Raw genomic sequence first — 10,275 nt, 5'->3', positions numbered from 1 at the left:
AAGCGGTCAAATAAACTCAAAAGCAAAACAAAGCAGCTAAGGCGTCAAAACCTTCACCCCTTCCCATCCTGTCAGGTATTCCACGGCCCAGGCCATGGTTGCCTGGTCGCCCGAGGCATAAAATTCATGAACGGGTTTGTCCCTTCCCGGGTTGAGCAAATTTATTTTTTCGAGCATGCGTTTTAGCTGACGGGCCACGGCAGGAGCCGGGTTGATAATGTGTTCTGCCTCATTGATGATCTCGCGTATCAGAGGCTCCACGAAAGGATAATGAGTGCAGCCCAGGACGAAGGTGTCGGCGCCTTCTGCTTCCATGGGTTTGAGAATGGATTCCAATAAAGCCCTGGTTTCAGGGGCGGCTACCTTGCGTTGTTCAATGAGTTTGACCAGCCCGATGCAGGGATTTTCGATCATTTGGACCTCCTGGGCATAAGCCTGCATCAGTTTGGCATAACGCTGACTTTTAAAGGTTCCGGCGGTGGCGAGCACCCCCACTTTTCCGGTTTTGGTGAGCTGGGCAGCGGGTTTAACGGCCGGTTCCATACCAATGAAGGAGATGTCCGGCCATTGCTGGCGTAAAGCATCCAATGCGGCAGCCGAAGCAGTATTACAAGCGACGACAATGATCTTGCAGCCTTTTGCCAGGAGGAAGGCTGTGATCTTGAAACTCAGCTCCTGTACTTCCGCCTGGGTTTTGCTGCCATAGGGAATATTGGCGGAATCCCCGTAATAGATCACTTTTTCGAAAGGCAGTAAATTAAAAACGGCATTGGCGACCGTAAGGCCCCCAATGCCGGAATCAAAGACACCAATGGCTCTTCTTTCAATGGGAAGAGAATGGTCACTTTGCATAGTGGTAATCTTTGAATGTGGTAATCCTAATCGATTTACAGCTTGGCTTTCACCTTTGCAGTGATATCCTGAGCAGGCTCAGAATAAAGCAATACGCCTTGTTCAAAGATCATCTGGTAACCGTTTTCCTTAGCTACAGCAGAAATGGCATCGTTTACTTTATCGTAAATCGGTTTCAATAAATCATTACGTTTGGTTTCAAGCTGGGACACCATATCCTGCTCGAACTTGGCGATATCCTGCTGTCTTGCTTCCAGTTTTTTGCCTTCCTCCTGCTGTTGTTGAGGAGAGAGTAATCCCTGCTCTACTTTTTGTTGAATGGCAAGGTAGTCCTGCTGCAGTTTTTCCACCATTCCCTGGCCTTTTTTCTGGAGCTGCTTTTGCAGGGCTTCCAGGTTGGCATCAGCCTGTTTTACTTCCGGCATTTCAGCAAGAATTTCTGCTGAGTTAACAAAACCGAATTTTTGTGCCTGAGCACTAAAAGAAACGGTAAATAAAAGGGCAACGATCAAAGTTGCTTTCAAAATTCTCTTCATTGTAATATTTAATTTATTCGTTAAAATCTGGTTAGCTTTAGCTGTTTCAAAAAACCACTTCCGGTCGTTATTTTCTGCTAATGCCTTAAAAACAGTGCGCAAAAATACATTTTTGTTTATTATTCAACTCGCACCGGGGAAATAATTATTTAAGTCTTTTTAAAATATCTTCTGTTTTGTCAAATTCCGGATTGGTAAAAATCATTCCTGAAGACCCGGAACGGTCAAAAATGAAATCATACCCGCGTTCCTGGGCATAAGCTTCAATGGCGGCATAAACTTTATCCTGGATAGGACGAACGAGGCTTTGTCTTCTTTTGAACAATTCCCCTTCCGGACCGAATTTTTCCTTTTGCATGTCGCGAACCTCTTTTTCCTTGTTCATGATCTCGTCTTCCTTCACCTTACGGGCTTCATCGCTCATGAGCACCTGCTCAGCCTGGTAACGGTTGTACATCCCTTTGATCACATCGTATTCCTGGGCGATTTCCTGGCGCCATTGTTTGGCCTGCCGATCGAGCTCCGTCTGGGCATCCTGATATTCCTGGATGCTTTCCAGGACTTTATTAACATCGACGTAACAGATTCTTTGGGCCGATGCGGTAAAAGAAAAAAAGGCAACAAGGGCCATGGAGAAGATGCTTTTTATCCCAAAATTTTTGATGGCTGGTAAATTCATAACTTTATTTGTTTTTATTAAAGATCAGATGGCCGGTTCCGGTCTTAAGGTTCGGCATCTTTTGGTTCCAAAATTACAACTTTTTCGTTGCTTTCATTTTTTAGACTTGCCTAATATGGGCAAAGTTACGGTTCGTTTTTGGTGTAAGGAAAAGCCTTTAGGATGTAAAATGTTGAAAATGAGTTTTATACATATATTTGTGTGCGGCAATCGGGGTTGTTTTTTAACTAATGTTTAACGGCTTTCTTAAAGCTTTTAACCCCGAGTTTGGGGTGTCAGCGTGGCGGTATCCTGTTTTTTATTATTTTTTCGTTAGGGCATCTTTTCTATTTGCGACCCAAACAAGACTAATTCATGGCATTAATTTTTAATTTCGCCCATGCTCTTGCTAAATTAAATCACGTATGAAAAAAACGCATATTATCCATTCAGATTATCTGGAACTTGATAACATTCGCGAAATCCTGAAAAAAGACCTTCAATTAGGCATTTCGGACGATATTAAAAAGCAAATCCACCATTGTCGTACTTATCTCGAACAGAAACTAGCTACCTCAGCAGAACTTTTTTACGGGATCAATACCGGTTTTGGTTCTTTGTGTAACATTCGCATTTCCAATGATGAGCGGTTGCACCTTCAGGAAAATCTCGTTCGTTCCCATGCCTGTGGTACGGGGGACGAAGTACCGGAAGAAGTGGTTCGGATCATGTTATTGTTAAAAATTAAAAATCTTTCCCTCGGGTATTCGGGCGTCAGGCTCGAACTGGTGGAAAGGCTGGTCACCTTTTTTAATGAGGGTATTCTTCCGGTGGTTTACCAGTTGGGATCCCTTGGTGCTTCGGGAGACCTGGCTCCATTGGCGCATTTGAGTTTGCCATTGATCGGCGAGGGAGAGGTTCGCTACAAAGGACAGCGGCGCCCCGCCGGCGAAGTGCTTGCGGAACTGGGCATTGAACCGCTGGTCCTGGAGGCCAAAGAAGGATTGGCGCTGCTCAACGGCACCCAGTTTTCCACGAGTTACGCCTGCTGGTGCCTGATGCAGGCAGAAGACTTGCTGCGACTGGCCAATTTGACCGCTGCTGTCTCCATTGATGGTTTTGATTGTGGGCTCAGTCCGTTTGACGAGCGGCTCCATAAAATCAGACCCCACAAAGGCCAGGTCAATGTTGCCCAAAGAATCCTTGAATTACTGGAAGGAAGCGAAATCGCACAAAATGAAAAAACAAATGTCCAGGATCCTTATGCTTTCCGCTGTGTGCCCCAGGTACACGGGGCAAGCTGGGACGCCATCCTCCATACCCTTTCTGTGGTGGAAACGGAAATTAATTCTGTGACGGATAATCCGAATATTTTTCCGGATGATGATGTGATCCTGTCAGGCGGTAATTTTCATGCACAGCCTATTGCGCTGGTGTTGGATTACCTCGCCATAGCCATGGCTGAACTGGGCAGTATTTCCGAGCGGCGGGTGTATCAACTGATTTCCGGGCAACGCGGGCTCCCTCCTTTTTTGACCCAAAAACCCGGCCTGAATTCAGGCATGATGATCCTTCAGTACACGGCAGCTTCTATTGTCAGCCAAAATAAACAATTGTGTACCCCTGCTTCGGTTGATTCCATCGTTTCCTGTAATGGTCAGGAAGATCACGTGAGCATGGCTGCCAATGCCGGTACAAAACTGTACCGGGTGATAGAAAACCTGGAACGGTTGCTGTCCATAGAATTTTTGGTGGCCATGCAGGCACTGGAGTACAGGCCATTGAGTTCATCGGAGTTGATCGAGAAAATTGCTTCAGAATTCAGACAGGTGGTGCCTAAGTTGGAAAAAGACCGGATACTTAGCAAGGATATCCAAATAACAATTGAGTATCTTCGTACGTTATCTCTACTTTAAATGAATAATGGTTGACCGGATGATTCAGGACACCTGATAAAATAAACAAAAAAAACAAGAACTATGAAAATCAGAAAATCATTTATGTGGAGCCTTTTGGCTGTTGGCTTATCCCTTTCAGGTTGTAGCACCCTGCAAAAAGGCGGTGGTGGCGGCCTCAATTTGTTTACCCCGGACCAGGATATGGAGTTAGGCAGCGAAGTGTCCAAGCAGATCGCGAGTGATCCGAAACAATTTCCCATCCTGGCGGAGCAGGGGAATGAAGAGGTGTATCGTTACGTTCGCAAAATAACCAGTAACATCCTCAATTCAGGGCAGGTGCAATACAAGGATAAATTCGTATGGGAGGTAAAGATCATCAAGGATGACGCCACGCTCAATGCATTTTGTACCCCCGGTGGATACATTTACGTTTACACCGGACTGATCAAATACCTGGATTCCGAGGACCAGTTGGCAGGGGTGTTGGCTCATGAGATCGCCCACGCAGACTTGCGCCATTCCACAAGACAAATGACGCAGACTTACGGCATTACCGCTCTCGTCTCTATTGTTACCGGACAATCAGACCCCGGCCTGATCGAGCAAATTGCCCTGGGACTGGTTTCCCTGAAATTCAGCCGTGCCCATGAAACGGAAGCAGACCTTAATTCCGTAAAATACTTATGTGGAACCGGATACCGGGCTGACGGAGCGGCAGGATTTTTTAAAAAAATAGAAGGAGAGAAAACCCCTCCGGAATTTTTGAGTACCCACCCTAATCCGGCCAACCGGGTAGAAAACATTGAAGCCAAAGCTAAGGAAATGGGTTGTAAAGGAACCAATACCTACCAAACGGAGTACACCCGGATTAAACAAAAACTGTAAAGGTTATTACTTTTTTAAACATTGCTTAACCGTTAGGCTAAAAAAACAGCAGCCTGAACTTCAATTGAAATTCAGGCTGCTGTTTTTTAATATGGATTTAGGTGTTCCCCCAAGGGGAAAAAAGTATTAGAAAGGAAAAAAAAATCCTACACCTCAAGAAGGGATAGAGATGTAGGAGGAAATTAAACATACTATGAGAAAACTTAAGTTTCAAATATAACCACCTTAAAAACCAAAATCCACAGGGTTTTACGCAGTGTGCACTATTCAGGGTTAAGTGGTTGAATGGTTTTAGAAAACGGAGATGAATAAAAATTTGATATGCCTGTTAATTATCAAAAATAAAGATCGAACACAAAAAATTTATCAAAGCAATAAAAAACACAAAATGTTTAATAAATTTTTCACTTTTTTTGTAGCTTTGTCGGTAAGAAATGTTTAATTGCAGATTGCGTATGCTTTATGGTGGGTTTGAATGAAATAATGAGAGAAGGCACCTCAAAGCATTTTAACCTCGCAGCATTGTAGCATCAAAAAATCACAGCATCAAAATATGTCTAATGTAACTTATAACGAGGATAATATCCGCTCACTGGACTGGAAGGAACACATCCGGATGCGTCCGGGCATGTACATCGGGAAACTCGGTGACGGATCAGCGCCCGATGACGGGATTTACGTATTGCTGAAAGAGGTGATCGACAACTCCATTGACGAATACGTCATGGGATACGGGAAAACCATTGATGTGACCATCCAGGACGGCTCAGTGGAGATTCGCGATTACGGTCGGGGTATCCCGCTGGGCAAGGTGATCGATTGTGTGTCCAAGATCAATACCGGGGGGAAATACGACAGTAAGGCGTTCAAAAAATCTGTGGGGTTGAACGGCGTGGGCACCAAGGCGGTGAATGCATTGTCGGATTACTTTAGGGTGCAGGCAGTGCGCGAGGGGAAAGGGAAAGTCGCTGAGTTTGAACAGGGCGAACTGAAAAAGGATCACAAGGTGGTCAAGATGGAGGAAGGCAACGGAACCCTGATTTCTTTCAGACCCGACCTGGGTATTTTTAAAAAATACAAATTCCGCCTCGACTATGTAGAAAATCAGTTGTGGAACTATGCCTACCTCAATGCCGGGCTGAAGATCAACCTGAACGGCAAAATTTTGGTTTCCAAGAATGGGCTCCTGGATTTGCTCGACCGCAAAACGACCAGTGAACACCTGCGCTACCCCATTATCCACCTGATAGGAGAGGATATCGAAGTGGCGATGACCCATGGCAATCATTACGGGGAGCAATATTATTCTTTTGTGAATGGTCAGAATACCACACAGGGCGGCACCCACCTCAATGCCTTCAGGGAAGCGGTGGTGGAAACCATCCAAAAACATTACAATAAAAATTATCACCGAAAAGATATTCTTTCTTCCATCATGGCGGCCATCAGTATCCGGGTGGAGGAACCGGTTTTTGAATCCCAGACCAAAACAAAATTGGGATCAGCAGATGTAGGACCCGACGGGCCTACGATCAGGACTTTCATCGGGCATTTCATCAAAGAAAAGCTCGATAATTTTCTCCACCGCAATGCGGAAGTGAGGGCCGCCGTTGAAAAACGTATCGTGCAATCACAACGCGAGCGCCAGGAAATTGCCGGCATTAAAAAACTGGCGAATACAAGGGCCAAAAAAGCCAATCTTCACAACAAAAAATTGCGTGATTGTCGCATCCATTTTAATGATGGAACGAAAAAAACCGATGAAGAAAAAAGATTGGGGTCCACCATTTTTATAACAGAAGGGGATTCTGCCAGCGGTTCGATTACCAAGGCCCGCGATGTGCAGACCCAGGCAGTATTCAGCCTTCGGGGAAAGCCTTTGAATTGTTACAGCCTGACCAAAAAGGTCGTTTACGAAAATGAGGAGTTCAATTTGTTGCAGCACGCCCTGGATATTGAAGACAGTATCGATGACCTTCGCTACAACCGGGTGGTTATCGCCACGGATGCCGATGTGGATGGTATGCATATTCGATTGTTGTTACTTACCTTTTTCCTGCAGTTTTTCCCGGAACTCGTCAGGAACGGTCATTTGTATATCCTGGAAACTCCTTTGTTCCGGGTGCGCGACAAAAAGGAAACCTTTTATTGTTATTCTGAACAGGAAAGGCTGGATGCCGTTGAAAAACTTCGGGGCAAGGCGGAGATTACCCGATTTAAGGGGTTGGGGGAAATATCGCCAAATGAATTTGGAGATTTTATTGGAGAAAACATTCGGCTGGAACCGGTGGTGATGAATGAAGAAACGGATATTGATGCCATTCTGAGTTATTATATGGGCAAAAATACGCCTGCACGACAAGAATTTATTATTGAAAACCTGAGGTTTGAGCTGGACGAGATAGTAGATAATGCCCTGATAGAAAATGAAGCGGACATAAAGGAGCCTGAGGTATCGGAAATAACGGAAGCGTAGTTTTCTGAAAACAAACAGACAAACATGAGTTATCCCTAATTTTGTCTTTTGACAAAATTAGGGATATTTTTTGAGGCCTGGCAGGGTCAATCCTTCTGGCGCAATAGCGGAACAATTGATTTTCCAATGTTTTCATTCGTTGATCAGCATTTGTGAGAAATTCGACCCCCAAAAAAGCACACTTCCGGCTTTTTGACTAAGGCTCCATCTAGAATTTTACTTCGTTTGATAAACTCAAGTCACACAAAAATCCCAAATTTTGGTGTTAACCCAAATTTGGGATGACTTATGTTTTTTTCTGCCTTTTTGTCTGATGTTGTCAAAAACTTTGTGTCAATAAAACCCAATTTAATTTAAATTTTGGGGTTATTTGTCGATGGCATGGAAGTTGCCCTCTTTCTGTTCAAAACCTATTTAATGAAAACTGTCAATATGACAATACAACAGCCGGACAGTAAACTATAGTTCCGGCATAAGAAGCCTAAAGAAAAAAATATGTTTGAAGATATATTAGATATGCAAGGATTCGATGAGGAAGTAGATTTTTTGCCATTGATCACGCTGGAAGAAGATGATGTTGATAAGGATGAAGATATTCCTCCTGTATTACCTATTCTCGCGCTGAAGAATACGGTACTTTTTCCGGGGATTGTCATTCCCATTACCGTAGGCAGGGACCGGTCCATCCAGGCCATCAATAAAGCTTATGAGGAAGGAAGGGTCATTGCAGTACTTTCCCAAAGGGATACCCACATAGAGGAACCAGATATTGAGGACCTTTATAATGTGGGGACCATTGCCCGGATTGTAAAACTGCTGCGCATGCCCGACGGTACCATTACCGCCATTCTCCAGGGGCGCAAACGATTTGCATTAGATGAATTGGTGAGCGAAACGCCTTACATGAAAGGCAAGATCACGATGTTGGATTACATCCAGCCTTCCAATAAACTTGAATTTGAAGCACTGATTTCTACTATCATGGATCAGGCAAAACAAATTATCGAGTTGTCGCCCAATATTCCTTCGGAAGCGGTAGTAATGTTGAAAAACATCAACAACCCCAGCTTTTTACTCAACTTCATCGCTTCCAATTCTACTGCAAAACCTGCCATCAAACAGCAGATACTCGAAACGGACAGTCTGCATCAAAAAGCCAACACCGTATTGCTGCAGCTCAAAACGGAACTTCAGCTACTGGAATTGAAGGATAAGATCGAGTCAAAGGTTCGTGGGGATATCGAAAAGCAACAGCGGGATTATTTCCTCAATCAGCAGTTGAAGACCATCCAGGATGAGTTAGGACAAAATCCACACGAAGAAGATATTCAAAAACTGGAAGCACGTGCTGAAAAGACCAAGTGGCCCGCTTATGTAGCCAAAACCTTTGAAAAAGAAATAGGCAGGCTGAGGCGCATGAATCCACAGGTAGCCGAATACTCTATCCAGCTGAGTTACCTCGAACTGATGCTCGACCTTCCGTGGGAAAAGTATACCAAGGATAATTTCAATCTCAATAAAGTCCGGGAGGTATTGGATAAGGATCACTTCGGCCTGGAAAAGGTCAAGGATCGTATTATTGAGCATTTGGCGGTACTCAAACTCAAAGGGGATATGAAGGCTCCAATCCTTTGCCTGGTAGGCCCTCCGGGAGTTGGAAAAACATCCTTAGGCCGATCCATTGCCAGGGCGCTCAACCGCAAATTTATCAGGATGTCTTTGGGAGGACTGCACGATGAGTCAGAGATCAGGGGACACAGAAAAACTTATATCGGGGCCATGCCGGGCAGGATCATCCAGTCTATGAAAAAGGCGGAATCCGCCAACCCGGTGTTTATATTGGATGAGATAGATAAGGTGGGAAAAGATTTTCGGGGCGACCCTTCTTCTGCCCTGCTGGAAGTACTCGACCCGGAGCAAAATACCACCTTCCACGACAACTACCTGGAATTGGAATACGACCTCTCTAAGGTTCTTTTTGTAGCTACGGCCAATACGCTGAATACCATCCAGCCGGCGCTGCTCGACCGAATGGAGATCATCGAGATTAGCGGGTATTCACAGGAGGAAAAAGTCCAGATCGCGAAAAGGCACCTCATCCCGAAACAACGGGCCGAACATGGACTCGATGGCAAACATGTAAAAATTAAAGACAATGTGATCGCCAAGATCATCCAGTTGTACACCCGTGAATCAGGCGTGAGGGCCCTGGACAGGCAGCTGGCAGGAGTAATGCGTCATGTGGCCAAGAAAGTGGCCATGGATGAACCTTATAATGTGAATATAACCGTTGCGGATCTGCCCGAAATGCTCGGACCTACCCGCTTTTCAAAAGACATGTACCAGGAAGTTTACGTGCCGGGTGTAGCAGTAGGCCTGGCCTGGACAAGCGTTGGGGGAGACATTCTCTTTATCGAGGCAAGCCGCAATAAAGGAAAAGGTAAACTGACCCTTACTGGAAACCTCGGAGATGTCATGAAAGAATCCGTCACGACCGCTTTGAGTTTTATCAGGGCCCATAGTGACCAGTTAGGCATAAATTCTGATCTTTTTGAGGCCAACGATATTCACTTACACGTACCGGAAGGAGCCATTCCAAAGGATGGCCCGTCAGCAGGTATCACTATGCTGACAGCCCTGACCTCCGTTTTTACCGGCAAACGCGTAAGGCCGTTTATTGCGATGACGGGTGAGATCACCCTTCGCGGTAAGGTTTTACCGGTTGGAGGGATAAAAGAGAAAATGCTGGCGGCCAAAAGAGCCGGCATGAAGGAGATTATCCTCTGTAAAGAAAATGAAAAACATGTGCAGGAGATCAATCCGGATTACATCAAGGGGATGACTTTCCACTACGTCACCAAAATGACGGAAGTGCTGGATCTGGCGCTGGAGCAATAGAAGCCGCGCCGGCGCTGGAGCACAGATTGAGACGGATTGAACGAATAATGACGGCTAAAAATCCGTTCCTAC

General features: G+C 45.1%; 7 protein-coding genes. 4 read left to right on the top strand and 3 right to left on the bottom strand.

The window, feature by feature from the left end; all coding sequences use genetic code 11:
• Window positions 1-36: 36 nt before the first annotated feature.
• The 3 genes from murI to H6571_13255 form a co-directional block, all read right to left on the bottom strand.
• Window positions 37-852: a glutamate racemase gene (murI, locus tag H6571_13265; protein ID MCB9324701.1), complete on the bottom strand. Its 816-nt coding sequence runs from the start codon at window positions 850-852 to the stop codon at window positions 37-39.
• Window positions 853-887: 35 nt separating this feature from the next.
• Window positions 888-1,388, bottom strand: a complete 501-nt coding sequence (locus tag H6571_13260) for an OmpH family outer membrane protein (protein ID MCB9324700.1) — start codon at window positions 1,386-1,388, stop codon at window positions 888-890.
• A gap of 145 nt (window positions 1,389-1,533) precedes the next feature.
• Complete coding sequence (locus H6571_13255) at window positions 1,534-2,067, bottom strand: OmpH family outer membrane protein (protein MCB9324699.1); 534 nt, start codon at window positions 2,065-2,067, stop codon at window positions 1,534-1,536.
• Window positions 2,068-2,471: 404 nt separating this feature from the next.
• Between H6571_13255 and hutH the strand changes: the two genes are divergently transcribed.
• From hutH to lon, 4 genes are all read left to right on the top strand, one after another.
• Complete coding sequence (hutH, locus tag H6571_13250; GenBank protein MCB9324698.1) at window positions 2,472-3,962, top strand: histidine ammonia-lyase; 1,491 nt, start codon at window positions 2,472-2,474, stop codon at window positions 3,960-3,962.
• A 63-nt stretch (window positions 3,963-4,025) separates the two neighbouring features.
• Window positions 4,026-4,829, top strand: a complete 804-nt coding sequence (locus tag H6571_13245; GenBank protein ID MCB9324697.1) for a M48 family metalloprotease — start codon at window positions 4,026-4,028, stop codon at window positions 4,827-4,829.
• Window positions 4,830-5,382: 553 nt separating this feature from the next.
• Complete coding sequence (locus tag H6571_13240) at window positions 5,383-7,305, top strand: type IIA DNA topoisomerase subunit B (protein MCB9324696.1); 1,923 nt, start codon at window positions 5,383-5,385, stop codon at window positions 7,303-7,305.
• A gap of 495 nt (window positions 7,306-7,800) precedes the next feature.
• Window positions 7,801-10,203, top strand: a complete 2,403-nt coding sequence (gene lon, locus H6571_13235; GenBank protein MCB9324695.1) for an endopeptidase La — start codon at window positions 7,801-7,803, stop codon at window positions 10,201-10,203.
• Window positions 10,204-10,275: the final 72 nt, after the last annotated feature.

The organism is Lewinellaceae bacterium (assembly GCA_020636105.1).
Lineage (GTDB): Bacteria > Bacteroidota > Bacteroidia > Chitinophagales > Saprospiraceae > BCD1.
The sequence above is the reverse complement of the archived record's forward strand: the minus strand, read 5'-3'. Positions and strand labels throughout refer to the sequence as shown.

Excerpts from the sequence above, each read along its gene's own strand:
- H6571_13245 (MCB9324697.1), top strand. The coding sequence starts at position 4,026 with ATGAAAATCAGAAAATCATTTATGTGGAGCCTTTTGGCTGTTGGCTTA.
- lon (MCB9324695.1), top strand. The coding sequence starts at position 7,801 with ATGTTTGAAGATATATTAGATATGCAAGGATTCGATGAGGAAGTAGAT.
- H6571_13260 (MCB9324700.1), bottom strand. The coding sequence starts at position 1,388 with ATGAAGAGAATTTTGAAAGCAACTTTGATCGTTGCCCTTTTATTTACC.
- hutH (MCB9324698.1), top strand. The coding sequence starts at position 2,472 with ATGAAAAAAACGCATATTATCCATTCAGATTATCTGGAACTTGATAAC.
- H6571_13255 (MCB9324699.1), bottom strand. The coding sequence starts at position 2,067 with ATGAATTTACCAGCCATCAAAAATTTTGGGATAAAAAGCATCTTCTCC.
- murI (MCB9324701.1), bottom strand. The coding sequence starts at position 852 with ATGCAAAGTGACCATTCTCTTCCCATTGAAAGAAGAGCCATTGGTGTC.
- H6571_13240 (MCB9324696.1), top strand. The coding sequence starts at position 5,383 with ATGTCTAATGTAACTTATAACGAGGATAATATCCGCTCACTGGACTGG.